The 26,636-nt window shown below is 68.4% G+C and carries 30 protein-coding genes and 1 pseudogene; 18 read left to right on the forward strand and 13 right to left on the reverse strand.

Annotated features, from left to right (window positions below):
* Positions 1–24: 24 nt before the first annotated feature.
* Both ACRXBZ_RS07115 and ACRXBZ_RS07120 read right to left on the reverse strand, forming a co-directional pair.
* Positions 25–120, reverse strand: a pseudogene (locus ACRXBZ_RS07115) (RidA family protein); the annotation flags it as partial.
* 14 nt (positions 121–134) lie between these two features.
* Entirely contained in the window at positions 135–902 is a 768-nt protein-coding gene (locus tag ACRXBZ_RS07120; RefSeq protein ID WP_433878353.1) for an IclR family transcriptional regulator, read from the reverse strand.
* 95 nt (positions 903–997) lie between these two features.
* Here ACRXBZ_RS07120 and ACRXBZ_RS07125 point away from each other — a divergent pair, with 95 nt between their 5' ends.
* The gene (locus ACRXBZ_RS07125; protein WP_433878354.1) at positions 998–2,311 is read left to right on the forward strand and encodes an amino acid deaminase; all 1,314 of its coding nucleotides are present in this window, start codon (positions 998–1,000) and stop codon (positions 2,309–2,311) included.
* Between the two features lie 66 nt (positions 2,312–2,377).
* Here the strand turns inward: ACRXBZ_RS07125 and ACRXBZ_RS07130 are convergent, their stop codons facing one another.
* The gene (locus ACRXBZ_RS07130; protein WP_433878355.1) at positions 2,378–3,379 is read right to left on the reverse strand and encodes a phosphotransferase; all 1,002 of its coding nucleotides are present in this window, start codon (positions 3,377–3,379) and stop codon (positions 2,378–2,380) included.
* Between the two features lie 90 nt (positions 3,380–3,469).
* Here ACRXBZ_RS07130 and ACRXBZ_RS07135 point away from each other — a divergent pair, with 90 nt between their 5' ends.
* A complete protein-coding gene (locus ACRXBZ_RS07135; RefSeq protein WP_433878356.1) occupies positions 3,470–4,633 on the forward strand; it encodes a MalY/PatB family protein in 1,164 nt (387 codons plus the stop codon).
* A gap of 313 nt (positions 4,634–4,946) precedes the next feature.
* Positions 4,947–7,937 (forward strand): GH116 family glycosyl hydrolase, encoded by a 2,991-nt coding sequence (locus ACRXBZ_RS07140; RefSeq protein ID WP_433878357.1) that lies wholly within the window; start codon positions 4,947–4,949, stop codon positions 7,935–7,937.
* 186 nt (positions 7,938–8,123) lie between these two features.
* On the opposite strand, the gene ACRXBZ_RS07145 is transcribed toward ACRXBZ_RS07140, so the two are convergent.
* Complete coding sequence (locus tag ACRXBZ_RS07145; protein ID WP_433878358.1) at positions 8,124–8,453, reverse strand: hypothetical protein; 330 nt, start codon at positions 8,451–8,453, stop codon at positions 8,124–8,126.
* Positions 8,454–8,574: 121 nt separating this feature from the next.
* Here ACRXBZ_RS07145 and ACRXBZ_RS07150 point away from each other — a divergent pair, with 121 nt between their 5' ends.
* Genes ACRXBZ_RS07150 through ACRXBZ_RS07165 form a run of 4 tightly spaced genes read left to right on the forward strand, consistent with a single transcriptional unit; the run spans position 8,575 to position 10,248 of the window.
* Positions 8,575–9,459 carry a helix-turn-helix domain-containing protein gene (locus ACRXBZ_RS07150; protein ID WP_433878359.1) on the forward strand — a complete coding sequence of 295 codons (885 nt, stop codon included), beginning with the start codon at positions 8,575–8,577 and terminating at the stop codon, positions 9,457–9,459.
* A gap of 16 nt (positions 9,460–9,475) precedes the next feature.
* The gene (locus tag ACRXBZ_RS07155; protein ID WP_433878360.1) at positions 9,476–9,703 is read left to right on the forward strand and encodes a DUF397 domain-containing protein; all 228 of its coding nucleotides are present in this window, start codon (positions 9,476–9,478) and stop codon (positions 9,701–9,703) included.
* Between the two features lie 19 nt (positions 9,704–9,722).
* Positions 9,723–9,941, forward strand: a complete 219-nt coding sequence (locus ACRXBZ_RS07160; protein WP_433878361.1) for a DUF397 domain-containing protein — start codon at positions 9,723–9,725, stop codon at positions 9,939–9,941.
* Positions 9,942–9,960: 19 nt separating this feature from the next.
* The gene (locus tag ACRXBZ_RS07165) at positions 9,961–10,248 is read left to right on the forward strand and encodes a DUF397 domain-containing protein (RefSeq protein ID WP_433878362.1); all 288 of its coding nucleotides are present in this window, start codon (positions 9,961–9,963) and stop codon (positions 10,246–10,248) included.
* Positions 10,249–10,410: 162 nt separating this feature from the next.
* On the opposite strand, the gene ACRXBZ_RS07170 is transcribed toward ACRXBZ_RS07165, so the two are convergent.
* From ACRXBZ_RS07170 to ACRXBZ_RS07190, 5 genes are all read right to left on the reverse strand, one after another.
* Positions 10,411–10,872, reverse strand: a complete 462-nt coding sequence (locus ACRXBZ_RS07170; RefSeq protein WP_433878363.1) for a hypothetical protein — start codon at positions 10,870–10,872, stop codon at positions 10,411–10,413.
* Positions 10,873–11,333: 461 nt separating this feature from the next.
* The gene (locus ACRXBZ_RS07175; protein ID WP_433878364.1) at positions 11,334–11,933 is read right to left on the reverse strand and encodes a GTP-binding protein; all 600 of its coding nucleotides are present in this window, start codon (positions 11,931–11,933) and stop codon (positions 11,334–11,336) included.
* A 34-nt stretch (positions 11,934–11,967) separates the two neighbouring features.
* Complete coding sequence (locus ACRXBZ_RS07180; RefSeq protein ID WP_168584382.1) at positions 11,968–12,327, reverse strand: DUF742 domain-containing protein; 360 nt, start codon at positions 12,325–12,327, stop codon at positions 11,968–11,970.
* A gap of 2 nt (positions 12,328–12,329) precedes the next feature.
* The gene (locus ACRXBZ_RS07185; RefSeq protein WP_433878365.1) at positions 12,330–12,746 is read right to left on the reverse strand and encodes a roadblock/LC7 domain-containing protein; all 417 of its coding nucleotides are present in this window, start codon (positions 12,744–12,746) and stop codon (positions 12,330–12,332) included.
* Between the two features lie 36 nt (positions 12,747–12,782).
* A complete protein-coding gene (locus ACRXBZ_RS07190) occupies positions 12,783–15,251 on the reverse strand; it encodes a sensor histidine kinase (protein WP_433878366.1) in 2,469 nt (822 codons plus the stop codon).
* A gap of 211 nt (positions 15,252–15,462) precedes the next feature.
* Here ACRXBZ_RS07190 and ACRXBZ_RS07195 point away from each other — a divergent pair, with 211 nt between their 5' ends.
* Positions 15,463–15,807, forward strand: a complete 345-nt coding sequence (locus ACRXBZ_RS07195; RefSeq protein WP_433883819.1) for an SDR family NAD(P)-dependent oxidoreductase — start codon at positions 15,463–15,465, stop codon at positions 15,805–15,807.
* Between the two features lie 20 nt (positions 15,808–15,827).
* Here the strand turns inward: ACRXBZ_RS07195 and ACRXBZ_RS07200 are convergent, their stop codons facing one another.
* Positions 15,828–16,970 carry a sensor histidine kinase gene (locus tag ACRXBZ_RS07200; protein WP_433878367.1) on the reverse strand — a complete coding sequence of 381 codons (1,143 nt, stop codon included), beginning with the start codon at positions 16,968–16,970 and terminating at the stop codon, positions 15,828–15,830.
* Positions 16,967–17,623: a response regulator transcription factor gene (locus ACRXBZ_RS07205; RefSeq protein ID WP_433878368.1), complete on the reverse strand. Its 657-nt coding sequence runs from the start codon at positions 17,621–17,623 to the stop codon at positions 16,967–16,969. Before ACRXBZ_RS07205 ends, ACRXBZ_RS07200 begins: the two co-directional genes overlap by 4 nt.
* Positions 17,624–17,815: 192 nt before the next feature.
* Between ACRXBZ_RS07205 and ACRXBZ_RS07210 the strand changes: the two genes are divergently transcribed.
* The 6 genes from ACRXBZ_RS07210 (at position 17,816) to ACRXBZ_RS07235 (ending at position 21,074) form a co-directional block, all read left to right on the forward strand.
* Positions 17,816–18,103, forward strand: coding sequence for a hypothetical protein (locus ACRXBZ_RS07210; RefSeq protein ID WP_433878369.1), 288 nt, complete (start codon positions 17,816–17,818; stop codon positions 18,101–18,103).
* A gap of 270 nt (positions 18,104–18,373) precedes the next feature.
* The gene (locus ACRXBZ_RS07215) at positions 18,374–19,039 is read left to right on the forward strand and encodes a M20/M25/M40 family metallo-hydrolase (RefSeq protein ID WP_433878370.1); all 666 of its coding nucleotides are present in this window, start codon (positions 18,374–18,376) and stop codon (positions 19,037–19,039) included.
* Positions 19,040–19,124: 85 nt separating this feature from the next.
* Positions 19,125–19,355: a hypothetical protein gene (locus ACRXBZ_RS07220; RefSeq protein ID WP_433878371.1), complete on the forward strand. Its 231-nt coding sequence runs from the start codon at positions 19,125–19,127 to the stop codon at positions 19,353–19,355.
* A gap of 69 nt (positions 19,356–19,424) precedes the next feature.
* On the forward strand, positions 19,425–19,706 hold the full coding sequence (locus ACRXBZ_RS07225; protein ID WP_168584389.1) for a metal-sensitive transcriptional regulator: 282 nt from the start codon (positions 19,425–19,427) through the stop codon (positions 19,704–19,706).
* Positions 19,707–19,731: 25 nt separating this feature from the next.
* On the forward strand, positions 19,732–20,346 hold the full coding sequence (locus ACRXBZ_RS07230) for a hypothetical protein (RefSeq protein WP_433878372.1): 615 nt from the start codon (positions 19,732–19,734) through the stop codon (positions 20,344–20,346).
* 77 nt (positions 20,347–20,423) lie between these two features.
* Positions 20,424–21,074 (forward strand): DUF305 domain-containing protein, encoded by a 651-nt coding sequence (locus ACRXBZ_RS07235; RefSeq protein ID WP_433878373.1) that lies wholly within the window; start codon positions 20,424–20,426, stop codon positions 21,072–21,074.
* Between the two features lie 88 nt (positions 21,075–21,162).
* Here ACRXBZ_RS07235 and ACRXBZ_RS07240 read toward each other — a convergent pair whose 3' ends face one another.
* Positions 21,163–21,444: a metal-sensitive transcriptional regulator gene (locus ACRXBZ_RS07240; protein ID WP_433878374.1), complete on the reverse strand. Its 282-nt coding sequence runs from the start codon at positions 21,442–21,444 to the stop codon at positions 21,163–21,165.
* A gap of 237 nt (positions 21,445–21,681) precedes the next feature.
* Between ACRXBZ_RS07240 and ACRXBZ_RS07245 the strand changes: the two genes are divergently transcribed.
* From ACRXBZ_RS07245 to ACRXBZ_RS07255, 3 genes are all read left to right on the forward strand, one after another.
* Positions 21,682–21,966: a WhiB family transcriptional regulator gene (locus ACRXBZ_RS07245; RefSeq protein WP_433878375.1), complete on the forward strand. Its 285-nt coding sequence runs from the start codon at positions 21,682–21,684 to the stop codon at positions 21,964–21,966.
* Between the two features lie 457 nt (positions 21,967–22,423).
* Positions 22,424–23,686, forward strand: a complete 1,263-nt coding sequence (locus ACRXBZ_RS07250) for a multidrug effflux MFS transporter (RefSeq protein WP_433878376.1) — start codon at positions 22,424–22,426, stop codon at positions 23,684–23,686.
* Between the two features lie 86 nt (positions 23,687–23,772).
* Complete coding sequence (locus ACRXBZ_RS07255; RefSeq protein WP_433878377.1) at positions 23,773–24,585, forward strand: SAM-dependent methyltransferase; 813 nt, start codon at positions 23,773–23,775, stop codon at positions 24,583–24,585.
* A 75-nt stretch (positions 24,586–24,660) separates the two neighbouring features.
* On the opposite strand, the gene ACRXBZ_RS07260 is transcribed toward ACRXBZ_RS07255, so the two are convergent.
* The gene (locus ACRXBZ_RS07260) at positions 24,661–25,641 is read right to left on the reverse strand and encodes a DUF4432 family protein (protein ID WP_433878378.1); all 981 of its coding nucleotides are present in this window, start codon (positions 25,639–25,641) and stop codon (positions 24,661–24,663) included.
* Positions 25,642–25,871: 230 nt separating this feature from the next.
* On the opposite strand from ACRXBZ_RS07260, the gene ACRXBZ_RS07265 reads away from it, so the two are divergent.
* Positions 25,872–26,609, forward strand: a complete 738-nt coding sequence (locus ACRXBZ_RS07265) for a FadR/GntR family transcriptional regulator (protein WP_433878379.1) — start codon at positions 25,872–25,874, stop codon at positions 26,607–26,609.
* Positions 26,610–26,636: the final 27 nt, after the last annotated feature.

Genomic DNA, 26,636 nt, shown 5'->3' on the forward strand with positions numbered 1-26,636 from the left:
CGAATCAGCCCTTGAACATTCGAATCAGTCGAGGACCGCGAGGGCGTCGATTTCGACGAGGAGGCCGGCGGGTAGGCCGACGTAGAGCGTGGTGCGAGCCGGGAAGGGTTCGCCGACGACGCGGGCCATGGCCATCAGACTTCCTTTGCTCTCGGGTTTTCCGGCTGCCACCCCAGCTCGGCGGAAACCCCGCCGGCGGCGCGCCGCAGGTCGTCGACGAGGCCGAGCAGCCCGTCGAAGTCCAGCAGCACCTTCGGGACCGAAAGAGACAGGGCCGCGACGACCTCGCCCCGGTGGTTGCGGATCGGCGCGCCGACGCAGTGGATGAAGTTCTCGTGCTCGCCGCGGTCCACCGCGTAGCCCTGGGCGCGCACCCGGTCCAGTTCGGCCAGGAACCGCTCGGCCGAGTCGATGGTGTTGGTGGTCAGCTTCGGGTAGTTGAGCTGTTCGGCGAACCGGCGGCGCTGCTGCGTCGGCCAGTAAGCCACCAGCACCTTGCCCACCGCCGTGCAGTGCACCGGCGCGCGGCGGCCAATGCGGGAGTACATCCGCACCGGGTGCTGGCTGTCCACTTTGTCGATGTAGACGACCTGATTGTCTTCGAGGGTCGCCAGGTGCACGGTGTGCCCGCTGATCTCCCCCAGCGCCACCAGGTACTGCCGAGCCACGCCGCGCACGTCGAGGTCTTCCAGCGCTTGGTGGGCGAGGTCGAACAGGGCGCTGCCGAGGCGGTAGTGGTGCACGTCCTCGCGGCGCACGAAGCGGCCCGCCTCGAGGGTGCGCAGCAGGCGCATCGCGGTTGATTTGTGCACGCCCAGGCGTTTCGCAAGCTGGTCGAGCGTCTGCTGCCCGGCGGCCAGCGCGGTCAGCACCGTCAGACCGCGTTCCAAGCTCTGGCTCACCGGCCGCTCCATCCGTTGACGCGTCGCGCGGCTGATGGTACACACCTATCCGGCATTTTACGCAACCGCTGTTGCATTCTACGCAATAGGAGGCCTTGGTGTCGGCACGGGGGATCAACACCGCGGCGGTTCGCTCGCTGCACGACGAGCGCATCGACTGGCGCTTCAAAGGCATGCCGTCCGAGGCCTTCGGCAGCACCGTCGGCGAGTTCCTCAAGCAGCGCCCGAAGTTGTACGACGCGGGCTTCGTCGGCCCGCTGCTGGTACTCGATGATGCGGCCTTGCAGCACAACCTGCAGACCATGGCCGACTGGTGCGCGCTGCACGGCCTGCAGCTCGCGCCGCACGGCAAGACGACAATGGCGCCGCGGCTCTTCGAACGGCAGCTCGCGACCGGTTCTTGGGGCATCACCGCGGCGAACGTCAGCCAGCTGCGGGTTTACCGCGCCTTCGGCGTCGAGCGGATCATGCTCGCCAACCAGCTGCTGGACCCCAGCGGGCTGGCCTGGCTGGCCGGCGAACTGGAGGCCAGCCCCGAATTCGAGTTCAGCTGCTTCGTGGACTCGGTGCGTGGAGCGCAGCTGATGGCCGAGGCGCTGGCCCACCACGGCGCGTCCCGGCGGGTCGACGTGCTGGTCGAGCTCGGCAGCGACGGCGCCCGGACCGGTGCGCGCACGATCGCCGAAGCGCGCGAGATCGCCGACCTCGTACTGGAAAGCCCGATGCTGCGACTGGTCGGGGTCGGCGGCTACGAGGGCGCGCTGGGGCACGACGTCAGCGAGCAGACGTTGTCCACTGTAGACGAATATCTGGGGCGGTTGCGCGACCTCGTGGCGGAACTGGCCCAGGCGGGCCACTTCGCGGGGCTGGACGAGGTGATCGTCACCTGCGGCGGCAGCGCGTACTTCGACCAGGTCGCCGAGGCGTTCACCGAGCCGTGGCCGGCCGGGCTGCAGGTCGTGCCGGTGCTGCGCAGCGGCGGATACCTGCTGCACGACGACGGTTTCTACCGGGTCCGCTCGCCGTTCGGCCGCGAGCACCGGCTGGCGGGCGCGGAATCGCCGTTCCACCCCGCGATGCGGGTGTGGGCGCAGGTCACCTCCCGGCCCGAGCGGGGCCTGGCGCTGCTGACCATGGGCCGCCGGGACGTGTCGTTCGACCAGGACCTGCCGGAACCGCAGGTGATCCGCGGCGCGGACGGCGAGATCCGGGAGCTGGCCGCCGGTTCGTGCGAGGTGACTTCGCTGGCCGACCAGCACGCGTTCCTGACCGTGCGGGACGCCGATCCGCAGATCGGCGACTGGATGGGCTTCGGCCTGTCCCACCCCTGCACGGTGTTCGACAAGTGGCCCCTGATCCCGGTCATCGCCGGCGACACCGTGATCGACCTGGTGCGCACGTTCTTCTAGGACGACGGCGTGGTCTGAGTTTCCACTGCGCGCACCGCTACGGTTCTACAGCCCGCACCACCGCAGCTACGGCGCCGGCGAGTCGAGGGCGAGACCGGCGAGCCCGGTGGACGACACGACGCCTCGGAAGATGGACAGCGCTTCTGCTCGCTCGGCCGTCGGCTCGCGGAGTTCCAGCACCTGGGCGGCCGGGACAACGAGGTCCTCCAGGGCCCGAACGCACCGGTAGTAGGTCAGGCGGTGCGGGTCGATGTCCACCGGCCCGTAACCGGCGAAAAACCACTGCTGTTCCTGCCGGCTGACCGGCGCGAACGGGAGCAGGACCCCGCCGATCACGAACAGGAGGTCCCGTTCGCGTGGCGCGAGAACCGCATCGTCCCAGTCGATCAGGAACATGTCCGCGCCGCGCAGCAGCAGGTTCCCCAGGTGCGGATCGCCGTGGCAGACGACGTTGGGCGCGTACTGCGCGCGGAGTTTCCGCCCCAGGGCGTCGGCCTGCGCGAGCAGCGCCCCGATGCGGTCCGCCGCAGCGCGCCACTCCGAGGTCAGGGTGCGCACCAGGTCATCGGCCGGAAGCTCACCGGAAGTGCACTCGCCGTGGAGGACGCGAACGGCCGATGCCCAACGCTCATGCGTGTGTTCCTCGCGAGGCAGCGACTTCGGCGCATCCGCCGCGGGCATGGCGTGCACCTGCGCAAGCATCGCCCCATATGCCTCCCAGTGTTCTGCCGTCATCCCGCCGTTCAACGCGCCCTCGTCGGATGCCCACGGCGCCAGGGACAACCGACGCCCCGCGCGCTCGCTCCACAACCCGCTGCCATGTGTTGGCACCGGCCCGACGACCCCCGGCACCCCGCGCTCGGCGAGCCATGCCGACACCGCCAGCCCGGCCGTCGTGCCGCCACCGCTCCACTTGACCGCGTACCGCTGCCCCTCGGCTGAAGTCCCGCGCCAGACTTCCGCGGCCACGTCGGCGCCGTTGCCAACCGGATCGATCGCCACGAGATCGACGTCGAAGTCTTCCCGAACCCACGCGCGCAGGTGCCCACCAGCGACGATGTCGGACATGCCCCGGACCTAACCACGAGAACCCGGGATCGCGCCAACGATTTTCGCCGATCGTGGCTGGGCGAGCCGGGTTGCTGCACAATCGTGGAAATGACCGTTTCGGAGTTGCACGCCGAGTTCGACGCCCTGAACCCCGAGGACCTGCAGCGCCGCCGTTCGCAGAAGTGGGCCTTGGTCGCCCCCGACGTCCTGCCCGCCTGGGTCGCCGAGATGGACTACCCGCTGTGCCCGGTTGCCCGGAACATGCTGCTGGAACTGATCGAGCGATCCGATTTCGGCTACCCGGTGGCAGACGAGTACCTGGCGGCGTTCGCCGATTGGGCTGCGCGGGAACAGAATTGGCGGGTCGATCCCGCACTGCTCACGCCTGTCGCCGACGTGATGTCCGGGCTCGACACGGCGCTGCGCCACCTGACCGAACCCGGCGACGGCGTCGTGCTGCTGACCCCGACCTATCCCCCGTTCCTGGTCCTGCTCGCCCACCTCGACCGGCCGGTCCGGGAATGCCCGCTGCTGCCCACCGGAGGGGGCTGGCGGATCGACTTCGACGCGGTCGCCGACGCACTCGCCGCCGGGGCGCGGGCGGTGCTGCTCTGCCACCCGCACAACCCGACCGGCCGGATGTGGTCGCGCGAGGAGCTGCAAGCGATCGCCGAACTCGCCGACCGGCACGGGGCTTTCGTGATCAGCGACGAGGTTCACGCCCCGCTGCGCGCGAGCGACCAGGAGTTCGTCCCCTATGCCGCGGTCAGCGAGCTTGCCGCGTCGCACGCCGTCGCGGTGACCAGCGTGTCCAAGGCCTGGAACGTGCCTGGCCTCAAATCCGCCGTGCTGGTCGGCCAGGAATCCACGAGGCACGTCGTCGAAACCATTCCGCCGTACGAGGCGATGCGCGCCTCGGGTCCCGGTCTCGCCGTCGCGACCGCGCTGTGGCGCGACGACGGCGGCTGGCTCGCGGCGGTGCGCAGCTATCTGGATCGCACCCGCGACCGGCTCCAGGCGTGGGCCGACGACCGCCCCCAGATTCGGGTGCACCGGGGGCAGGCCGGTTTCCTGGCGTGGCTGGACTTCAGCGTCCTCGGCCCGGAACCGGCGGACGTGCTGCTGCGCGAGGCTCGCGTCCGGGTCAACGCCGGAACGCGATGCGCCCCGCCCGGCTCGACGGCCGGACGGGGCTTCATCCGCGTCAACCACGCGACCTCGCTGCCGCTGCTAGACGAGCTGCTCGCGCGGCTGGGCTCAGTCGTCGATTGACTCCTCGCGGGTCTCCTTCGCGGCGAACAGCGCGCGTGCGTAGCAACGCCCGGTAAGGCCGACAGATCCGTTCCAGGACAGGCAAGCCGTCAGCCCGTTCGAGGGTCAGACCCACCAGCGGCGTCACTACACACATCATCACTGTCCGTTCGCTCGCCCTATCGAGGCGGACGGTCCGTTCGCTGCAGGCCTTCGTCCGACCGGCTGATCAACGCGGCGAGTGACCCCTCCGAGACGCGGCGGATTCCTAGACTTGGCTGGATTTCTCCCCGAAGTCCGCCGATCACGCGCGGTAGCGCAGGAGGAGTGTGCGGTGTCCGCCGAAACCGAACGCGAGGACCTGTCCGACCGCGGCGAAGGGAGCCGGCTGCGCGGCGAGGAGCTGAAGTACGTCGGGCTGCCGATCGGCGGCATCGGCTGCGGGCAGCTCTACCTGGCCGGCGACGGGCGGCTCTGGCTCTGGGACATCGACAACCGGACCGCCCCCGCCAACATCAACGATTTGCACTTCACCCGGCCGATGCCGCCGAGCTCGCCGGTCGAGCACGGCTTCGCGGTACGCGTCACCGACGGCGACGACGTGCGCACCCGCTGGCTCGACGCGCGGGGCTTCCCAGACGTGACCTTCGCGGGGCGGCCACCGGCCGCGGCAGTCGACTACGCCGATGCGCAGGAACCGGTGCAGGTCAGGCTCGATGCGTGCTCGCCGTTCATCCCTACCGAGATCGACGACAGCTCGTACCCGGCGGTGTTCCTCGACTACACCGCGGCGAACGCCGGACCGGCCACAGTGGACGTCGAGATCGCCGGTTTCATGGCGAACCCCGTGTGCCTGACCAGTCGGCACACCCGCCCGCTCCGCCTGCGCTCTCAGGAGTTCGCGCTCGACGGCGCGGCCGGTGTGCAGTTCACCGCCGCCGAAGGCGCCGACGACAACCCGGCGCGCGCGGACCTCGTGCTGGAGGACTGGGAGAAGCCCGACTACTCGGGCTGGTCCGCCACCGGGGACGCGTTCGGCACCGGCCCGGTCCGCACCCTCGACCGGCCCGGCTACCAGGGTGAGGCGGGGGCGTTCGGGATGCGGATGGTCGATTCGCACGCGAGCGCGCCCGGCGACGACGCGGGCGCCAGGGACCGCGCGACCGGGACGCTGCGCAGCGAGCCGTTCCGGATCGACCGCAACTACCTGCGGTTCCGCATCAGCGGCGGGAACTACCCGGGCACGTGCTGCCTGAACGTCGTCGTGGACGGGGAGATCGTCGGCACCGCCACCGGTTCGTTCAGCGACCACCTGACCGACCGCGTGCTCTACCTGGGGCCGTGGCAGGGCAAGGACGGGGTCGTCGAGATCATCGACGCCGAGACCGGGCCGTGGGGGCATGTCGGGGTCGACCAGCTCCGGCTCACCGATCACGCCCCGGCGCAGCCCGCCCTGCCGGAGCTGCCGGATCATGGCAGCGCCGCCCTCGCGACGCTCGGCGCCGACCGGGCGCAAGTGCTCCCGGCTGCGGCGTCCTGGAATTCGCCGCAAGACATCTTCGAGCCGACCCTCGGCTCATCCACAGTGGACGGTCTGGCCGAACGCAGCGCCGCAGTGGTTCGGGCAGGCATGACGCTAGCTCCTGGCGAGCAGCAGACGATCCGATTCGTGCTGGCCTGGTTCTTCCCCGTGCCGGACCGGGAGGGACTGTCCTTCCTCGAGCACAGCCGAGAGCTGCTGCGGCACTACGCGGCCCGGTTCGGCAGCGCGCAGGACGTCGTCGCGCACCTGGCTCGCGAGCAAGAGCGCCTGATCGACGGAACGCGGGCGTGGCAGCGCGCCTGGTACGAGGACTCGACGCTGCCGCACTGGCTGCTGGAGCGGGTCGCCACCAACACCACGATCCTGGCGACGTCGACCTGCTACCGGTTCGCTGACGGCCGGTTCTATGGCTGGGAAGGCGCCTACTGCTGCGCCGGGACCTGCACGCACGTCTGGCACTACGCGCACGCGCTCGCCCGCCTGTTCCCCACCGTGGAGCGGGACACCCGGGAACGCGTGGATCTCGGGATCGGGTTCCACGCCGCGACCGGGCAGCTGAGTATGCGCGGCGAAGCCGACCGGAGCCCGGCGGTCGACGGGCAGGCCGGGACGATCCTGCGGATCTACCGCGAACACCAGATGTCACCGGATTCCCAGTGGCTGCAACGTGTCTGGCCGCGAACCCGGCAGGCGGTCGAGTACCTGATCGCCTCGGACGCGGAACCGGACGGCATCCTCGACGGCGCTCAGCCGAACACCCAGGACGCCACCTGGTTCGGCCGCAACAGCTGGCTTTCCGGACTCTACGTGGCGGCGCTGCGGGCCGGTGCTGCGATGGCCGGCGAGGCCGGCGACGACGCGTTCGCCCGGCGCTGCGCCGAGCTGGCGGCGAACGGGACCGAGGTGATCGTGCGGGACCTGTTCAACGGCGAGTACTTCGTGCACGAACGCGATCCGGCGCACCCCGGCTCGGTCAACACCAACCGCGGCTGCTTCGCCGACCAGCTGCTCGGCCAGAGCTGGGCCGCCCAGCTCGGGCTGCCCCGAGTGCTGCCGCCCGAGCCGACCCGGTCGGCGCTGCGCAGCATCTGGCGGCACAACTTCGTGCCGCGACCGATGGAATACCGGGAGAACAGCCCGATCGAAGGCGGGCGCATCTTCTACGACGCGGACGTCCCCGCGCTGGTGATGTGCGCCTGGCCGAACGGCGGCGGCGACGAGGCCGGCGACAACTGGTCGGTGAGCTACTTCAACGAGGCCTGGCACGGCATCGAGTACCAGGTGGCGGCTCACCTGATCGCCGAAGGCATGGTCGGCGAGGGCCTGGCGGTCGCCCGCTCCGTGCACGACCGCTACGGCCCGCTGCGCCGGAACCCGTACAACGAGATCGAATGCAGCGACCACTACGCGCGCTCGATGGCCAGCTTCGGCACCTACCTGAGCGCCCTCGGGTTCGAACACCACGGCTCCGGCGGCCATTTGGGCTTCGCCCCCAAGATCGGCCCCGAGAACTTCGCGGCGGCGTTCACGACGGCCGAGGGCTGGGGCACCTACCGCCAGACCCGCGCGGAGTCGGCAAGCACCAGCTCGATCGACCTCCACCACGGCCGCCTGAACCTGCGAACCCTCCGCCTCGACGCCACCAGCCACGTCCCGCGGGCCACCCTCGACGGCACCCCGGTCGAGGTCCACCCGGCCACGGACGACTCCGGCCGCCCGATCCTCCACTTTCCCAACGGCTGCACGATCAACGCGGGCCAGAACCTCCACATCGAGCTCTGACGAACCAGCGTTTCGTCTGGTCAGGGGCCGTGAGTCTGTTGGGTTGCGACAGCAGCCTCGCTACCGCAGCCTCGCTACAGCAGCCTCGCTACAGCAGCCCAAAAGACTCACGGCTGATCTCCCGGGAGATCACCGCCCAACCGCGGGCAACGATCAAACGGTGCTGCCTGCGGTTGGGCGACCGGATCAACCCCGCGGCTGCGGTGCCGCCGCGGAAGGCCAGGCGAGGCGCACGTTGCGGATCCGGGAGAACAGCGCATGCGCGCCGTCAGCCGAAGCGCACCTCGCAAAGAGCGTGCCGTCGAGGTCAAAGACCGCCGCGCGCTTCTCGAATTCCAAGCCCCAGGCGAAGATCTCGCAGTCCTCGCGCTGCCCGTACTCCTCCACCAACGCGAACACCCGAGGTGGCGAGCCGTCGGCCTCTTCCTGCACCAACGCGGCGAACTCATCGTCCGGCAACGACCCCGGAATCAGCCCGGACTCGAACGAAGACCCCTGACCAGCGCCTACTACCATCACTACCTCCCGCAATTGATCGCGCACTGACGGTAGCTAGAATCGATCTGGACTGTCCACTATGTCAAGTGGACAGTCCAAAACTCACGCCATAGGGCGAGGTGGACGGATGGAGGCATGGATGATGCAGAGCAGTGAGAGCGGATTGTCCGTGGTACGTCGCTGGCAGCTCGCCGCTGCTTTGAAATCCCTGCGCGAGCAGTCGGACATCCGTCAGGAGCAAGCGATCGACAAGCTTCAGCGGGGGCCTGGACGTTGGTCGCGATCGAAGCTCTCCCGAATCGAGAACCGCGAGCACAACGTCAAGCCACGTGAGGTTGAGCAACTCCTCGACGCATATGGCGTCAACGACCCGACCGTCCGCGACGAGCTCGTGCAACTCGCGCAGACATCACACGAGAAAGGCTGGTGGACCAGCTTCAACAACGAACTGCCGGACGACGTCCGCCAGCTTCTCAGCATTGAGGGCGGGCTGGTCGCGCTTCGCGACTTCCAGAGCCAGCTTGTTCACGGACTACTGCAAACCGCCGACTACGCCCGCGCCGTCATGCACGCCGTCTACCCCGGCGCGTTCGCCCCGGATGACGTGGAACGGCGCGTTGCTGCGCGGATGGTTCGACAGCAGATCCTCGCCATGGACAACCCACCTCAGATGCATTTCATCCTCGACCAAACGGTCCTGGAACGAGTAGTGGGTCGCCCCGCGATCATGCGAGATCAGCTGCGCAAGCTACTCGACCTGACGGAAAAGCCGAGCGTCACGATTCAGATCCTGCCCAAGGAAGTGCCGGGAAGCCCAGGCTTGGAAGGGCCGTTCACCCTGCTGACCCTTCCGGATCCAATCCCAGACGTCGGCTACACGGAAGGCCCAGCAGGTAGCCTGTACATCGAAGATCGTGAACAGGTTCGAAGCCGCACGCTACGCTTCGGAGTTCTCACCGAGCTGGCGCTCTCGCGTGCAGATTCCATCGACGCGATCAGCAGGACGATGAAGGACCACCAGTGAGCAACGGAGGCCACCGATGACAGAGGTGAACCCCTTAGACGAGGTTCAGTGGCGCAAGAGCAGCTTCTCCGGTGGCGGCAGCAACGGCGGCGGCCAATGCGTCGAAGCCGCCGTGTTGCCCGACGGCCGCATCGCGATCCGCAACAGCAACACACCCGACACCGGCACCATCCTCTTCACCCGCACCGAAATCTCCGCCTGGATCAAAGGCATCAAAGCCGGCGAGTTCGACGACCTCACCTAAAGCATCTCAGGAGGGCATCGTGAACCACTTCGAAGAAGTCGAGTGGCACAAGAGCAGCTTTTCCGGGGCAGGCGGCAGCGGTAGCGGGAACTGCGTCGAAGCCGCCGCGTTGCCCGACGGCCGCATCGCGGTCCGCAACAGCAACACACCCGACACCGGCACCATCCTCTTCACCCGCACCGAAATCTCCGCCTGGATCAAGGGCGTCAAGGCCGGCGAGTTCGACGACCTCACCTAAAGCATCTCAGGAGGGCATCGTGAACCACTTCGAAGAAGTCGAGTGGCGCAAGAGCAGCTTCTCCGGTGGAAGCAACGGCGGCGGCGGGGACTGCGTCGGTGCCGCCGCGTTGGCGATTTCGCGCGAAATCGCCACCCGGCACGCGTGGGCAATGGCGATTTCGCGCGAAATCGCCGCGTTGCCCGACGGCCGCATCGCGATCCGCAACAGCAACACACCCGGCACCGGCACCATCCTCTTCACCCGCACCGAAATCTCCGCCTGGATCAAGGGCGTCAAGGCCGGCGAGTTCGACGACCTCACCTGAGCCGATCCTGTCGGAGCGAACGGCCTGTCCGCCTCCCTAGTCCGAGGCAAACAGGTCGTTCGCCCCACACCACCACCCCACCGCCAGCGTCAAACGCCGCTGCTCGCCAAGCGTTGCCTGCGGTGTGCGGCCACCCGGGAATGCGCCGCCTGACAGCGACTGTCAGCGGCGGGCGCCGGGACGCCCGGAGGGGCGCTGTTCCGGGCGCGCTCCCTGTCCGGTGGGGTTGCGACGCGGCTGGTTCCCGGCACGGGTCGCCCCGTTTCGTGCGCCACCGTCGCGCGGGGCCGCCGCGCGTTCCGACGCAGCCGGGCGCGCCGGGCGGCGGGTGGGTTCGCGGCGGGGCTGCTCACGGCGCGGCGGCTCACGGCGCGGCGGCTCGCGGCGGGGCTGCTCACGGCGGGGCGGCAGACGGCGCTGCGACGACTTGCGGCGGTTGTTCACCCACAGGTCGAAAGCCACGATCGCCAGCGCGAGGATCAGCAGCAGCAAACCCAGCAGCGGCACACCCATCAGCACGGTCGCCAAAGCCAGGAGCAGCATCGGCACCACCGGGATCCAGCAGAAAGGATCGATCCTGCTCACGCCCCCGGAGAAACCGCTGCGGTCCCCATCACGTGCCATCGAGACTCTCGCTTCCACTCTGCGCCCCGGCCGAGGAAGTCTACCGGAGACGCTCCAGCACCGACCGTGACGCCATCGACATGCGCGCCCCCGGCAGTAATACGTGCCGGCCCCGCATCCTCTGCCCGGGTCACCCGCCGCGTGATTGCCCCGCCGCCCAGTCTTTAGCACTAAGGTCCAGGAGGGCACCTGGCGGGATTCCGATTTCGGATAGGCGTGCGTAGCACTCCAGTCAAGATGATGCTCGAATGGATATGAGTGACAAATGCCACAAGCCTACTGATCCCCCAAGACATGGCCGACGACGGAACCCGCTGGAATTCTCCGTCCAGTTCGAAGACCAACGGAGCACCGCACCCGCGGCACTTCCGCTGCCGAACCGAACCCATCGTGGGTTGAAGAAAAAAGGTGAAAGGCGTCCCGGCGAGTCGTTCGACCGGGATGCCTTCACCGGATCACGATCAGGCCACGTCCGATGTGGACGATAACTTCTCGATCGCGTGCCCGACCAAGGTCGTCAGGGTGTTCTTGGTGAGTTCCCGGTCCCGCGCGTCGCAGAGCACGATCGGCACATCCGACGGGATCGTCAGCGCCTCGCGGAGTTCTTCCGGTTCGTAGTGGTGCGCATCGTCGAAGACGTTCACGGCCACCACGAACGGGATGTCGCGCCGCTCGAAGAAGTCGATCGAAGCGAACCCGTCCTCCAACTTCCGGGTGTCGACCAGCACCACGGCACCGGCCGCACCCTGCGCGAGGTCGTTCCACAGCGGCCAGAACCGATTCTGGCCCGGCGCGCCGAACAGGTACAGCACGATCCTCTCGGAGATGGTGATGCGCCCGAAGTCCAGCGCGACCGTCGTGGTCTTCTTGCGCTCGACGCCGGTGAGGTCGTCCACGCCCTCGCTGGCGACGGTCATCTCCTCCTCGGTGGTCAGCGGCGGAATCTCGCTGACCGCACCGACGAGCGTCGTCTTCCCCACGCCGAAACCGCCCGCGATCACCAGTTTCACAGGGATCGGCGCCAAATTGGACTCGTGGGCCGGATCGATCCGCACCTGCATGGGTTTGTGCTGCGAGGAACGGCCTTCGGCCGGGCTAGAGTTGGCAAAGCCCACGGTACACCTGCTCCAGGATTTCTCGGCTGACTTCGGTACGCGGCGAGCGCACGAGGATGGCGCCGTGGTCGAGCAGGTCGCTGCACAGGACTCGGACCACGCCCAACGGCTGTTTCATCAGGACTGCCAGCTCCGCCAGCGACACCGGACGAACGCAGGCGTCCAGGATCCAGCGGTACTCCGGGGTCAGTTCCATCCGCGGCGCCTCCAGTTGGGGCTCGGCGGTCATGATCTGGCTGGCCGTGTCGATCCGGGCGTGCCTGCCGGTAGTGCGTCCACGCGTGATCGTGTACGGGCGGACTATCGGGCCCGCTTCATCGTCGTACCACGCCTCGTCCACGCTCAGGTCCTTTCCGCCGCCACGCCACGCACGTCCCTCGGAGCGGCCGACAGGAAGCTGCCGACCCGGGTGATCAGTCGGCCCATCTCGTAGGCGACCAGCTCGATGTCCGCCTCCGACGCGCTCAGCACTGCCAAGCACGCCCCGCTGCCGGCCGCGGAGACGAACAGGAATCCGCGCTCCATCTCGACGTGCGTCTGCGCCACTTGTCCTCGGTCGAAGTCCTTGCTGACGCCCTTGCCGATGCTGCGCATGCTCGACGAAGCAGCCGCCAACTTGTCGGCGGAGTCGCGGTCCATGCCGGCGGACTTGGCGATCACCAGTCCGTCGTTGGACAGCACGACGGCGTGGTCGGCACCGTGCACGCCCTGCACGAAGTCGTCCAGCAGCCAACTCAGTTTCGATGCTGTTTCGGTCATGCCCACCTCACACACTTGCGCTGTTGTCTGGTCTGCTTACGAGCGGTCGCCGGGCGCGTCGTCGGGCGCGTCGTCGAAGCCGCCGCGGAACGCCCTCCGGAACCCCGCCAACCGGGTCGGGGATGCGATGACGGCCTGCTCCTCCCGGTCCGGGTCGTCGCGCAGGCCTTCCACGAGGTGCGTCTGCGGGACGCGCTTGGGCAACGCCGGACGTCCGCCCGCGGCCCGCCGCCGCTCCGCCGGGGACTCCGGCAGCGGTGCCGGGTTCGGGTCGGGTTGCGACGCAGGCTCGAACCGGGGCGGGTCGGCCTGCGGGGCAATTTCCGACTTCGGCCACTCGTAAGTCGTTTCGACCGGCTCCGGCGCCGGCGGGGTCGGCTGGTCGGTCATGGCCCCATTCCAGCTCAATTCCCGCGACTGCGGCACCTCCGATGGTGCGTCGAGTTCGTGTTTGGCGCCACTTCCCGCCTCGCGCCCGGTCGGCAAGCCGGGCAGTCCGCCGCTGCCGTTGCTGGTGCTCAGCGCGTTTTCGGCATCCAGGATGCGGTCCGGCAGCAGCACGGTGGCGCGGGTTCCGCCGTAAGCGGAAACGCCGAATTTCACGGTGATGTCGCGGCGGTGCGCCAGCCGCGCGGCGGTGAACAGGCCCAGCTGCTCCGCCTTGTTGTTCTCCAGCACCAGCCGGTCGAACTCCGGCGGCTCGGACATCATCGAGTTCGCGTGGTCGCGGTTCGCCGCGTCCATGCCCAGACCCTGGTCGGCGATGTCGATGGCGATGCCGCGCGCCACCGCGGTGGCGTCCACGTGCACCTGGGTCGTCGGCGGGGAGAACGCGGTCGCGTTGTCGATCAGTTCGGAGATCAGATGGATCGTGTCGCCGACGGCGGCACCGCTGATCATCACCTCCGGGACGTGCCCGATGACCACCCGCGAGTACTGGTCGATCTCCGAGACCGACGAGCGCAGCACGTCCATCAGCGCGACCGGGCGGCTCCACCGCCGGCCCGGCTGCTGGTCACCGAGCACCAGCAGATTCTCCACCGTGCGCCGGGCGCGGGTGGTCGAGTTGTCCAGGTCGAACAGCTTGGCCAGCTGCGCGGAGTTCTCCTCGTTGCGCTCCAACTGGTCGATGGTGCCGTGCATGTGCCGCAGCAACCGCTGGATCCGGTACGCCATGCCGACGAACACCACGCGCGCACCCTGCCGGGCCCGGGTTTCGCCGACGGCCGCCTCCACCGCTTCCTGCTGGAACAGCCGGATCGCTTGCGCCACCTGGCCGACCTCGTCGTGGCCGTAGTGCTCCAGCGCCACCATCTCGGTCTGCATGTCGACGGGCTCGCCGTTGCGCAGCCTGCGCACGACGTCCGGCAGTTTCTGGGCCATTTCCAGCGATTCGCTGCGCAGGCCCTGGAGCCGGGTCAGCAGCGCCTCGTCGACGACCGTGCGGTAGACGCGGCGGGAGAAGACGAACGACACGACCGCGACCGCCAAGGCGCCCAGGCTGCCCCACAGCACCGTCCACAGTGGACTGATGCTGTTGTCCACACCTGCGGCGGAAACGTCGTCCACCTGGGTGTACACCAGTCCGGACATGTCGGAGCCGACCTGGTTGGTGATCCGGCGCCAGTCTTCGAGCTTCACCGGCGCCTGGCTCTTGTTGAAGCCGGGGGTGGCGATGATGCGGTTCTCGGCGGCGATCAACTCCTGCCAGGCGGGGCTGGCCAGCATCTGCTCGTACCGCACGCGGACGTTCGGCAGCAGGGTCGAGGCGCTCTGTTCCATCGTGGTGTGATGCGCGTCGATGTAGCGAGCGATCTGCCGGTGCTGCTCGGGGGTCATCTGGCCGTTGCTCAGCGCGGTACCGACCAGCGACGCTTCGCGGGAGAGCATGTCCGTGGCCCGGAAGAGGTCTGTAGCGGTGAGCACGCCTTGCAGCGTCTCCGGGTCGGGGATGATCCGCGCCTGCATGTCGGCCAGGTACGCGGCGGTGTCGAACAGGCCGTTGTAGAAGTCGTCGATCTCGTCGACCGTGGCCTGTTTGGTGGCCACCTTCGAGCGGATGTCGCTCATCCGAGCGAAGTAGCCGGTCAGGTCGGCCATCGGTCGCCGGATCTCGTCCGGCGCCGGCTCGAGCAGCTCGCTGGCGACAGCGTTCATCTCACCGATCGCACGGTCGGTCCGGCCCTGCTGGTCGACCAGTTCGGTCATGTCCAGCCCCGGCTGGCTCACGACCTCCAGGCTGCGCAGGCGTTCCTTCTTCACCTCCTCCAGCGCGGCCATCGCGGGCAGCGACAGCTGCCGGACACCGGAGGCGACCTGCTGGGCGTAGACGGCTTGGTAGGCGAACAGGGCGCACCCCACGCTCCAGAGGATGCCGACGACGATCCACGGGATGACGACTGCCCAGGTCAGCCGCGACCGGATGGAGTTGTTCGACCGCTCGGACCGGCGACGTCGCGGTTTTCCAGGGGGTGCCGAAGGCTCGTTCTGGGTTGTCACTTCCACGTACTTTCCATGGTTCTGGCCCGCTCAGGGACAGGTCGCTCGGCACGCCGCGGACGCGCTGCCCGCCCGCAGGCACACGCGCGTGTCCCCCCTGACACAAACTCACTGTATCGGATCAAGATCACTCGACGTGATCGGACTCGGACGTTTCGCGACAAGGAGCGTGGAATTCCAGGGACGTCCAAGGCCCCCGGAACCCCGCTGATCAGGGATCGGCGAGGCGTCGAGCCGGCGGCTGGCCGCCGAAGGCGCGGCGATGGTCCTGGGCGCGCGGAGCAAGGACGTCGGCGAACAGCTGGCGGCCGACATCCACGGCACCGGGGGCCGGGCGCTGTTCGTACCCACCGATGTGACGGTGGAAAGCGAGGTCGCGGCGCTGGTGCGCGCGGCGGTGGACGAGTTCCGTCGGCTGGACGGCGCATTCAACAACCCGGGTGCTGTCAGCGCGTTCGGCTCGGCGCAGGACATCGACGGCAGCGCCTGGGGCGCGAAGATCGAGCTCAACCTGAGCAGCTCTGACGCCGGCGACAGCCCCCGCCAGCGCCGCACCGGTTAAGCCTGCTCGCGGGGCATGTGTCAGGCAGCCGGCAAGCAAACCCGGACGACGAGCCCGCCCTCGTCACGTGGCCGAGCAGTGACGGAACCGCCATGTGCTTCGGTGATCGCTCGCACCACCGAGAGTCCGAGGCCGCTGCCCGGGGGCGGGCTCGCCCTGTTGAAGCACAACCGCCTGAATGGTTCGAACAATTGGTCGATCTTGGTGGCGTCGATGTGGGTACCGCCGTTCGCGATCTCTAGGACGGACTCGGTCGGCGTGCCGACGGTGCGTACGAACACCCAGCCGCAGGGTTCATTGTGGACGAAAGCGTTTTCGATGAGGTTGCGGATCAGTTGTTCGAGCAGGGCGGCGTCACCACGGACCTTGGTCACGTCAAGTTCCGATCTGGGCTCAATCTGTTCGTCGTTACGGGCGATTCGCTCGTGCAGGATGTCGTGAGTGAGGTCAGCTAGGTTGACGGTGTCTCTCCTCTCGACGGTTTCAGCGTTTTGGGCCAACGCGAACAGGCCAGTGAGTACGCGCTGTTGATGGTCCAGGCTGGCCAGGAGTTTGCGGCCCAGCTCTATGGTCCCGGTTTCGGCGTCAGGCCGCGTCATCGCCACCTCGGTGACCGCTCGCTGCGCCGCTACCGGGGTCTTCAGCTCGTGAGCGGCGTTCGCGAGGAATCTGCGCTGGCTGGCGAACGAACGCTCCAGCCGCGCCAGCATGTGGTCGAAGGCATCGGCGAGTTCCTTGATCTCGTCGTTGGGCCCGGATAGGCAAATGCGCGTGCTCAACTCCTGGTCGGCCGCCCGTCGAGCAGCACTCGTGATGGACCGGACCGGGCGCAGCGCCCGCCGGGCCGTCAACCACCCGAGGACAGAGGCCACCGCCATGACGATCGCCAGGGCGACGACACCGTTTTCGAGCACGGACGAATAGGTCAAGGTGCCGGCAACATCGACGAGTTCCGGATCTTCTGGATCAGTCATCGGCGTCACCCCAAGCTCGGGCGCGACGTCCAATGGCGACGAGCCAGGAACCACGGGGGCGCTCGTGGCACCCATTGGGGTTACCGGCTGCGCCATCAGCAGGATCAGGCCGAGCATTATCCCGCCCGTGACCGCTGTCAGCATCACGTACGCGAGTGTCAGCCTGACCCGCAGCGGCCAGCGTTTCACGGGATCCGGTACCCAACACCGGAGACGGTCTCGACAGGTGAGGGATCGCCCAGCTTGCGCCGCAGCGTTGCCATGGTTACGCGCACGACGTTGGTAAAGGGATCGATGTTCTCGTCCCATGCCGTTTCCAACAGTTCCTCAGCCGAAACGACCGCACCATCCGCACGAAGCAATTCTTCGAGGACAGTAAATTCCTTTTTGGTCAAGGAAAGCGGGCGTTCGTGACGCGTGACCCGGTGCCGCGCCGGGTCCAAGGCGATGCCTGCGCGTTGCAATATCGGCGGTACAGCCGGCCTGCTCCGTCGTCCCAGTGAGCGCACTCTAGCGACGAGTTCGGTGAAGGCGAACGGTTTGGGCAGATAATCATCCGCACCGAGTTCGAGTCCAGCGACTCGGTCGGCGACCCCGGACGCAGCGGTGAGCAGCAGGATCCGTGTCTCACGACGCTCCGCGATGAGCGAGCGGCATACTTCGTCGCCGTGCACCAATGGGAGTCCGCGGTCGAGTACGACGACGTCGTAGCTGGTGCTGACGCATCGCTCGAGCGCGGCGGCACCGTCATAAACGACGTCCACGGCAAGTCCGCTATCCCGCAAACCCTCACCCACCGCGTCCGCCATCATTCTCTCGTCCTCGACCACCAGTACGCGCATAGCACTCCTATACCACAGTGCGCGCCGCCCTCGACGAGCGAAAAGTGCGTACGGGCAACACAGTCTGCGCCTTCCACCCTAAAGAAATGATAAGGCGCTGCCTGACGCTCAACCAACACCAGATCAGGCACTCTAGCGCTAGTTCCGATGAACATTCGGAATGAAAACCGGAAACCATTCGGAGATTTTCACATGAAGACAATGCGAATCGCGCAGTCACTCACGTTGGCCGGCCTGGCCGTTGTCGGTCTCGCCACCACGTCCGCAGCCGCTCTCGCCGGAGGCACTACTGAGAGCCCCACGCATCCGACTCCGCCCATCGAATGCACGCCGGACGGCGTGCCGGCACCGACGCTGCCCATCTCCAGCGACGACCCCAGCGGCGACCCCAGCGAGGTGCCAAGCGTTCCGGCCAATCCCATCTACTGCGTGCCCGCTGGGGAGCCAGGTGTTCCCCCTGCGGACGCGCTGAAGGCATGACACGCTGATAGGCGAGTTGTTGCCGGGCGGGACGACCGCCCGGCAACAATTTAGTCGGCTCATTGAGCCAAGCTGCCTCGCATGGACACCCCGCTGCGCGCCCGGTCGGGGCCGGTAGGGGACCCGGTGCCCGGCTGGGTCCCGACGCGGCGCAATTTCGCGAGAAATCGACCGTCACCCGGGTGAAGGCACATTTCTCGCGAAATTGCGCCAACCCCGGGTGACTGGGCGCTGCTGGCGCTGCGCGCGTTCGACCTGACGTGCCCGGCCGTGCGGTTCATGTTCAACGACGACGAAGAGCTCGGCAGCCCGATGTCCCGGCCCCACATCGAACGCGCGGCACAGGACTGCCTGGCCACTCTGGTGCTGGAACCGGGTGCCGGCTGGGACGTCAAGACGGAGCGCAAGGGCGTCGGGATCTTCACCATTACCACGCACGGCGTGAAGGCCCACTCCGGGAACAACGCCACCGATTGTGCCAGCGCGATCCACCCGCTGGCCGAGATCATCAGCCAGCTCACCGGAGAAGCCGACCACGAGCGTGGAACCACGATCAACGTCGGCACCGTCAGCGGTGGCACCGCCCGCAACGTCATCGCGGGGAAGGCCAGCTGCCTCATCGACATCCGGGTCAGCGCCACATCTCTGCACACGCCGCTCGAACCGATCAGCGTCGGTGTCGGCAGTGATGCGAACTTTGTTTCCGCGCTTGGCCTTCCGGTGCTCGACGGGCTCGGTGCCAGCGGTGATGGCGATCACGCCCGGCACGAGCACGTGATCGTCGACGACATCCCGGATCGAGTCGCGCTGGTCGCCGGAGTGCTGAGTCGAATCGCCGACGCCCGGCGTGAGTTGTCGTTCATCGGGCTCAGCAGGCACTTCTTGATCTGGCGCGGGGCGCGGCTGGCGGTTCGCGCCGCCTACACTCGCGTCTAGGGCCCGTGAGTACTTTCGGGTGCTATAGCGCCCAAAAGTACTCACGGGCCCAACGGTGGCGAACGTCTGCAGAAAGGTGCCCGGAATGATCAACAAGAGTCGGCTCACCGTGCTGCTGGTGCGCACGGCACTTTTCTTCGTCGCTGCCGTGGTGCTGGGCTTCATCTACGACTGGCCGTCGTTCGCGGTCATCGCGGTGGTGCTGACCGGCGCCGCCGCGCTGGTGCAGCTCGGCGGCGTGCTGTGGCTACGGCGCACCGAGCGCAACGACCCGGAGTCCGCGAAGGAGCCGGTCAGGCCAGACGGCTTCCTCTGAGGCCACCTTGCCCGCATTACCCCCTGGGGGTATAACGGTGGTGTCGCCGGAGCACCCGAGGAGGTCGCGATGCACGGCTACACCCAGAACAAGGACGACTACGCCAAGCGACTGCGCCGCATCGAGGGCCAGGTGCGCGGCCTGGCGCGGATGATCGACAACGACGAGTACTGCATCGACGTGCTGACCCAGGTCTCGGCGACCACCAAGGCCCTGCAGGCGGTGGCCCTCGGGCTGCTTGACGAGCACCTCAAGCATTGCGTGTCCGAGGCGGTGGCCGAGGGCGGCGGGCAGGCCGCCGAGAAGATCCGCGAGGCCAGCGACGCGATCGCCCGGCTCGTCAAGTCCTGAACCCAGCCCCGGTATGGTTGCTGTCGTGCAGGCGCGTTCGAGGCTCGTGCGGTGGGGACTCCTGGTGGTGCTCGCGCTCGGCGTGGTGCTGATGCACCACGTGCCCGCGCAGCACCACGAGTCCCACCCGCCCGCAGCGGCCGCCATGCACGCCGGGATGCCGACCGAGCACAGCGAACCGCCCGCAGCGGCCGCCATGCACGCCGGGATGCCGGCCGAGCACAGCGAACCGCCCGCAGCGGCCGCCATGCACGCCGGGATGCCGACCGAGCACAGCGAACCGCCCGCAGCGGCCGCCATGCACGCCGGGATGCCGACCGAGCACAGCGAACCGCCCGCAGCGGCCGCCATGCACGCCGGGATGCCGACCGAGCACAGCGAACCGCCCGCAGCGGCCGCCATGCACGCCGGGATGCCGGCCGAGCGCGGCGAACCGCCCGCAGCGCCGGACCACGGCCTGCTGCACCTTTGCCTAGCGATCGCCGCCGGGTTCATCGCGCTCCTGCTCCCCGTCCTGCACCGCATCGCCAGCGCCTCGGCCGGGACCCCGAAGCCGCTCGCGATAACGGCGTTCACCCGCTTCCGACCGCCCACCCCGGTGCCCCGGCGGTTGGCGATGTTGTGCGTGCTTCGGCGCTGATCGGCAGCCGAGCGGCCTCGGAACCCGTGGCCTGCTTCCGCATGCCCGATTCAGCTCACGAAAGACGAGGACAACACATGAAGCGCACGCGCGTGCTCACCGCTGCCATCGGCGCGGTCGCAGCAGCGGCCGTCATGGCCGGTTGCGGCGGCGGTGACGACATGAGCAACATGCCCGGCCACGGGGCGCCGACCAGCGCGAGCCAGCCCGGCACCAACCCGCAGGCGGCGAACAACGCGGCCGACGTCACGTTCGCGCAGGGCATGGTCCCGCACCACGAGCAGGCGATCGAGATGTCCCGGCTGGCGCCGGAGCGGGCCCAGTCCGAGGAGGTCAAGAACCTGGCCCGGCAGATCGAGGCCGCGCAGGGCCCGGAGATCCAGACGCTCACCGGCTGGCTGCGCGACTGGGGCGCCCCGGCGTCCATGCCCGGCATGGACCACGGCGCCATGAGTCACGGCGACATCGGTAACGGCGATATCGGTAACAGCGACATGGGCGGCATGATGTCGGACACCGAGATGCAGCAGCTCGAACGGGCTCGCGGCGCGGAGTTCGACCGGCAGTTCCTGACGTTGATGATCAAGCACCACGAGGGCGCGGTCGCCATGGCGCAGACCGAGCTCGCCAGCGGCCAGTTCCCGGCGGCGAAGCATCTGGCGCAGCAGATCATCGACACCCAGCAAGCCGAGATCGAAACCATGCGGGGCCTGCTCTCCCAGGGCTGACCAGCTCTTGAGCGAGGGGCACCCGCGACCCAGGCCGCGGGTGCCCCTCGACCACTCGACTTCGGCGCGGCGCCGGCGCCGGCGCAGGTCAGGACTTGACCAGCCGCGCGATCGCCTCGCTGGCCTCGCGCACCTTCTCGTCGGCGTTCTTCCCGCCCTCGGACAGCGCCTCGGCGACGCAGTGCTTGAGGTGCTCGTCGAGCAGCCGCAGGGACACCGCCTGCAGGCCCCTGGTGGCCGCGGAGATCTGGGTCAGGATTTCGATGCAGTACTTGTCCTCCTCGATCATCCGGGCCAACCCGCGGACCTGCCCCTCGATGCGCGCCAAGCGCTTCAGGTAGTTGTCCTTGTCCTGGGTGTATCCGTGCATCTCCGCTCCCATCGCCACCGGTCCGGGCTAAAGGTTACCCCCGGCCGGTAGTGGGCCGGCCGGATCGGCCAGCACTGTCCGCTGTGGACATCCGACCCGTTGGCCGAGCACGCGTCCGGACAAGTGAATCTTGCTCGATCAACCCCGGGTTCACTTCGCCGCAGGAGGTGTACCGGGGCACCGCGGCGGGTAGGGCGACTGGTGCCAGCCAACGCAAGATCACCGGAGGTGGTAGCAGTGGCCGCAACAGCTCGGTTGCCCAAACCCGTCAGCGAAGCCTGGCACTGGCAGCTCCAAGCGGCCTGCCGCGACGTCAACGTGGGCCGGTTCTTCCACCCGGAGAACGAGCGCGGCAGCGCCCGCGACAACCGCGAGCGCCGGGCGAAGAGCATCTGCCGGAAGTGCCCGGTCATGCGGCAGTGCCGGGCCCATGCGCTGAAGGCCCGCGAACCATACGGCGTCTGGGGCGGCCTGGGCGAGCGCGAGCGGCGGGATCTCATCGCCAGCGGCCGGACGTCCTGAAGCGCCGCCCGGTACGTGGGCGATTTCGCGCGAAATCGACGAGCCGCTCGCGTGAGGAACACCGATTTCGCGCGAAATCGCCGCCGGAGCGACCCGGGTGGAGCGGCCCGGGTGGAGCGGCCCGGGTGGAGCGGCCCGGGTGGAGCGGCCCGGGTGGAGCGTTCCGCCGAGGGGCGGGAAGCGGTGGGCGATCGACCCGGTGTTACGACACCGTTTCGACCCGGGAAATTCATTTGACATTTCCCGGGCACGATTTCAGTCCACAATGGATGATTCGCAACGTTAACATAAATCGGTCGAAATCCGGCGCTGCTCAACGGATTCCTTGCCGATCGCGACCAGTGTAGCCCGCATCACAGCGAATTCGTCGCGGCGCCGGGAACAAAGAGATCGACCCGATTGCTGAAACCCGAGTCAGATTCCCCAAATCCTCCAGCGGTGAATTCGAAAGGTAACGATGGACAACGTTGCGGTGCACAGCCCATCGGAGGCACACCGTGCACAACCGGTGGCCGATGAGCCAACCGGATTCGAGCGGTTCCGGGTGATCCTCGTGCTGGGGGCGCTCATCGCCCTCGGCCCCCTGACCATCGACATGTACCTGCCGGCGCTGCCTGCGATCGGCAACGACCTGCAGGCTTCCGCATCCGCCGTGCAGCTGACCCTCACCGGCACGCTGCTCGGGCTCGGCCTGGGCCAGCTGCTGATCGGCCCGTTCTCCGACATCGTCGGCCGGCGGACTCCGCTGATCACGGGGACCGCCCTGCACATCGTCGCGTCGGTGGCGTGCCTCATCGCGCCGAACGTCGCGGTGCTGGGCGCGCTGCGCACGCTGCAGGGCGTCGGCACGGCCGCGACCATGGTCGTCGCGATGGCCGTGGTGCGCGACCTGTTCAGCGGCCGTGCGGCGGCCACCGCCCTGTCCCGGCTGATGCTGGTGATGGGCGTGGCGCCGATCCTCGCGCCGACGCTGGGCGGCGCCATCCTGCTGGCCGGTTCGTGGCGCGGCGTGTTCGGCGCACTGGCAATTCTGGGCGCGATCCTGCTGGTCGTCGCCATCTTCGCGCTGAAGGAGACGCTGCCGCCGGAGCGCCGCCAGGCCGCGGAGTTCCGCCCGGTGCTGCGCACCTACCGGTCCCTGCTGACCGACCGCGACTTCGTGCTGCTGGCGATCGTGGCGGCGCTGGCGATGTCGGCGCTGTTCTCCTACATCTCCGGCTCGTCGTTCGTGCTGCAGGAGCAGTTCGGCCTCAACCAGCAGGCGTTCGGACTGGTCTTCGGCGTCGGCGCGGTGGCGCTCATCGGGGCGTCGCAGTTCAACGTCGTGCTGCTCAACCGGTACACGCCCAGGCAGATCGTCACCGGCGCGCTGATCGCGGCGACCGCCGCCGGATTGGTGCTGACGGCGCTGACCACCACCGGGACGGGCGGACTGTTCGGGTTCATCGTGCCGTTGTGGCTGGTGCTGGGCGCGATGGGCTTCGTGCTCCCGAACGCCCCGGCGCTCGCGCTGTCCCGGCACGGCGAGGCCGCGGGGACCGCTGCCGCGCTGCTCGGCGCCGGGCAGTTCGGCCTCGGCGCGCTGATCGCGCCGCTGGTCGGGCTCCTCGGCAACGACGGCCCCGCGATGGCGATCACCATGACCGGCGGCGCTGCGGTCGCCCTGCTGGCCCTCGGCGTGGTGGTCAAGCTCGGCCGCGGCGCCGAGCCCGCCTTGTGACCGATGGCCGGAGACAGGGCATAACGGGCGGGGTTAACATCACGGCTGGGCGGCGGGATGCGCCGCCCAGCCGTGAGGAGGAATGGATGTCGGAGCTGCCGCCCGAGCCGGAGAGCATCGACCTCGACAAGCCGAACGCGGCCCGGGTTTACGATTACTACCTCGGCGGCAACCACAACTTCGCGATCGACCGCCAGATGGCCGAAGAGGCCATCCACATGTGGCCCGAGCTGCCGCTGATCATGCAGGCCAACCGCGCCTTCCTGCGGCGGGCCGTGCAGTACTGCGCCGAGCAGGGCATCCGCCAGTTCCTCGACCTCGGCTCAGGCATCCCGACCGTCGGCAACGTGCACGAGGTCGCCCAGGGCGCGGCGCCGGACTCCCGCGTGGTCTACGTGGACACCGATCCGGTCGCGGTCGCCTACAGCAAGAACCTGTTGCGGGACAACCCGAACGCCACGATCGTCCGCGCGGACCTCCGGGAGCCGGACCAGGTCCTCGACTCCCCCGATCTCGCGGAGCTGCTGGACCTGAGCCGGCCGGTGGCGCTGATGATGGTCGCGGTCCTGCATTTCGTCGGTGACGAGTCCCGGCCCAACGAGATCGTCGCCAGGTACCGCGAAGCGCTCGCGCCGGGCAGCTTCCTCATCCTTTCGCACGCCAGCGCCGATGGGCGACCCGACGTGGCACCGTCGCACGCCGACCTCTACCGGCAGCGCACCGCCACGCCGTTGACCATGCGCACGCGCGCCGCGGTCACCGAGTTCTTCGACGGGTTCGAACTGATCGATCCGGGTGTCGTGACCCTGCCGCTGTGGCGTCCGGTCGCCGCGGCCGACATCGCCGAGCACCCCGAGCGGTTCACCGGCCTCGCCGGCGTCGGCCGCAAGCTTTGCTGACATCCTCCCCACCCCTGGACTACTGAAGGCCGGGGGATGCCAGCCTTCCGGTACCGCTCGTTCTCCCGTCGAACGTCATCGGTCGTCTCGTTCGAACGTGATCCGGCCGGTCAGGTCCATGCCGGTGACCGGCCGGGAATCGTGGTGCACCGCAAGGCACACCGCGGTGGACACCGAACCGCGCGGGGCGATTTCGACGAGGTTCCCGCCGTTTGCCCTCGCCTGCTCGACGCCGCCCGCGGGGATCGTCGACGCTGGCTCGGCCGCGAAGACGTATTCCGTTCGGTACCAGGGCAATCCGGGTGTCGCGTTGCCTTCGAACCACAGCCAGGCGTTCGGGAGCACGTCGCCGTTCCACGCCATGGCCACGCCTAGGTCGCCGTCGGCGCTCGTGATCGACACCCAGTGTTCGGTGAAATCACCGAAGTACGCGAGCGTGGCCTGACCGGGACCGCCGGGCGGCAGCGTCGACAGCTCCGAGACCGGCCACGCGAGCGTCGCACCGGCTTCCACTACGGGACCGGACGTCGGGTCCACCGTGAGCTTCTGCGCACCCGATGCGATCCGCGCCCCCGGCGTCACCAAGGGTGCGCCGAAGGCCGGGTGGTGCACGATCGCCACCGAAACCGGGTCGGGACTCTCGTTGTGGAACGTGTCCGCCACCTTCAGCACCGATCCGTCCAGCACTACCTGCCGCCGAATCCGCAGCGGAGCCTGGCTCAACCGCACCGAAAGGGTCGCAGAGTCCGAAGTGGACTCATCGACCTTCCAGCGCAGCAGGCAGGCTTCGCCGTGAAAACCCCAGGTGCCGCCCGCGACGTTCGACGCATCGCCGGCGTTCGGGCACAGCAGCTGCCAACCACCCTGGTACAACGCCTGCCAGGACTGGCGGGACTCCGGCGCCCACGGCCCGGGCTGGGCCGAATCCGCCCACGGCGTGCGGTAGAGCAGCTGCGCGCCGGTCCGGGCATCGGTCAGCGCGGTGATGTCCGCGCCCCGGTCGGGCGTCAACTGCACCGCCAGGTGGTCGTTTCGCAATTCGAGTTCAGTCGTCACGGAACACCGCCGATCGCTTCTCCAGGAACATCGCTTCTCCAGGAACGTCGCTACGCCTACCTGTGCATCATCGTTGGTGTAGAGCCAGAACAACACCTGCTGTTCGCCGGTAAAACGTTTTACCCGGGGCCGGCCGGAAACGCCCGGCCCCGGGTCGAAGCGACTCCGCCGGGCCGCGAAAGGACGGACCGTAGACTTGCGGTCAAGGTCAAGGATGACTTCTGGAGTGGATGCGGATGTGGGAGCGGTTGTCGCCGGGATCGGTCGCCAATCAGGTCAAGCTGCAGATCATGCAGGCGATCGAATCGGGGCGGTACAGCCCGGGCGACCGGCTTCCACCGGAACGCGAGTTCGCCGAGCTGCTCGGGGTGAGCCGGCCGACGGTGCGCGAGGCGATCGGTGCGCTGAAGGGTAGGGGCGTGCTCCTGGTGGTGCACGGCCGCGGCGTGTTCATCGCCGAGCCCGAGACCGCCCGTGAGCTCCGCGAGGCGCTGGCCACCCAGCGCCATTCGATCAGCGAGTTGTTCGCGATGCGCGAGGTGCTGGAGGTGCCTGCGGCTGGTTGGGCCGCCGAGCGCCAGGACACCGCTGCGCTGCAGCGGGTTTCGGACGTACTGGAGAGCATGGTGGAGGCTGCCGAGCAGGTGCCGCGCGACTTCGACGGCCTGCAGCAGCTCGACGCCGACTTCCACCTGGCCATAGTGGCGGCGGCGGGCAACAAATTCCTGCAGCAGACCCTCGATGTCCTGCAGCAGATCCTGCACCAGGGCATGCAGACCACGTTGATGGTGCCCGGCCGGGTGGAGATGGCTCGCGATGACCACCAGCGGATCCTCGACGCGCTGCTCGCCGGCGACGCCGAGGCGGCACGGCAGGCCACCCTGCACCACGTGCACTCGGCCCGCGCCACCGCCATGCAGCGCTTGACCGAGCGCGCCGAAGCTACCGGGACCGCGCGGCCCGGGTGATCGGCCGTCGGGCCAAGCGGGATCGGC

The organism is Saccharopolyspora hattusasensis (assembly GCF_050972075.1).
Classification (GTDB): Bacteria; Actinomycetota; Actinomycetes; order Mycobacteriales; family Pseudonocardiaceae; genus Saccharopolyspora; species Saccharopolyspora hattusasensis.

Coding starts and splice junctions, on each gene's coding strand:
- ACRXBZ_RS07130 (WP_433878355.1), bottom strand. CDS start 3,379: ATGTCCGACATCGTCGCTGGTGGGCACCTGCGCGCGTGGGTTCGGGAA.
- ACRXBZ_RS07135 (WP_433878356.1), top strand. CDS start 3,470: ATGACCGTTTCGGAGTTGCACGCCGAGTTCGACGCCCTGAACCCCGAG.
- ACRXBZ_RS07145 (WP_433878358.1), bottom strand. CDS start 8,453: ATGGTAGTAGGCGCTGGTCAGGGGTCTTCGTTCGAGTCCGGGCTGATT.
- ACRXBZ_RS07150 (WP_433878359.1), top strand. CDS start 8,575: ATGATGCAGAGCAGTGAGAGCGGATTGTCCGTGGTACGTCGCTGGCAG.
- ACRXBZ_RS07155 (WP_433878360.1), top strand. CDS start 9,476: ATGACAGAGGTGAACCCCTTAGACGAGGTTCAGTGGCGCAAGAGCAGC.
- ACRXBZ_RS07170 (WP_433878363.1), bottom strand. CDS start 10,872: ATGGCACGTGATGGGGACCGCAGCGGTTTCTCCGGGGGCGTGAGCAGG.
- ACRXBZ_RS07175 (WP_433878364.1), bottom strand. CDS start 11,933: ATGCAGGTGCGGATCGATCCGGCCCACGAGTCCAATTTGGCGCCGATC.
- ACRXBZ_RS07185 (WP_433878365.1), bottom strand. CDS start 12,746: ATGACCGAAACAGCATCGAAACTGAGTTGGCTGCTGGACGACTTCGTG.
- ACRXBZ_RS07205 (WP_433878368.1), bottom strand. CDS start 17,623: ATGCGCGTACTGGTGGTCGAGGACGAGAGAATGATGGCGGACGCGGTG.
- ACRXBZ_RS07210 (WP_433878369.1), top strand. CDS start 17,816: ATGAAGACAATGCGAATCGCGCAGTCACTCACGTTGGCCGGCCTGGCC.
- ACRXBZ_RS07220 (WP_433878371.1), top strand. CDS start 19,125: ATGATCAACAAGAGTCGGCTCACCGTGCTGCTGGTGCGCACGGCACTT.
- ACRXBZ_RS07225 (WP_168584389.1), top strand. CDS start 19,425: ATGCACGGCTACACCCAGAACAAGGACGACTACGCCAAGCGACTGCGC.
- ACRXBZ_RS07235 (WP_433878373.1), top strand. CDS start 20,424: ATGAAGCGCACGCGCGTGCTCACCGCTGCCATCGGCGCGGTCGCAGCA.
- ACRXBZ_RS07240 (WP_433878374.1), bottom strand. CDS start 21,444: ATGCACGGATACACCCAGGACAAGGACAACTACCTGAAGCGCTTGGCG.
- ACRXBZ_RS07250 (WP_433878376.1), top strand. CDS start 22,424: ATGGACAACGTTGCGGTGCACAGCCCATCGGAGGCACACCGTGCACAA.
- ACRXBZ_RS07255 (WP_433878377.1), top strand. CDS start 23,773: ATGTCGGAGCTGCCGCCCGAGCCGGAGAGCATCGACCTCGACAAGCCG.
- ACRXBZ_RS07265 (WP_433878379.1), top strand. CDS start 25,872: ATGCGGATGTGGGAGCGGTTGTCGCCGGGATCGGTCGCCAATCAGGTC.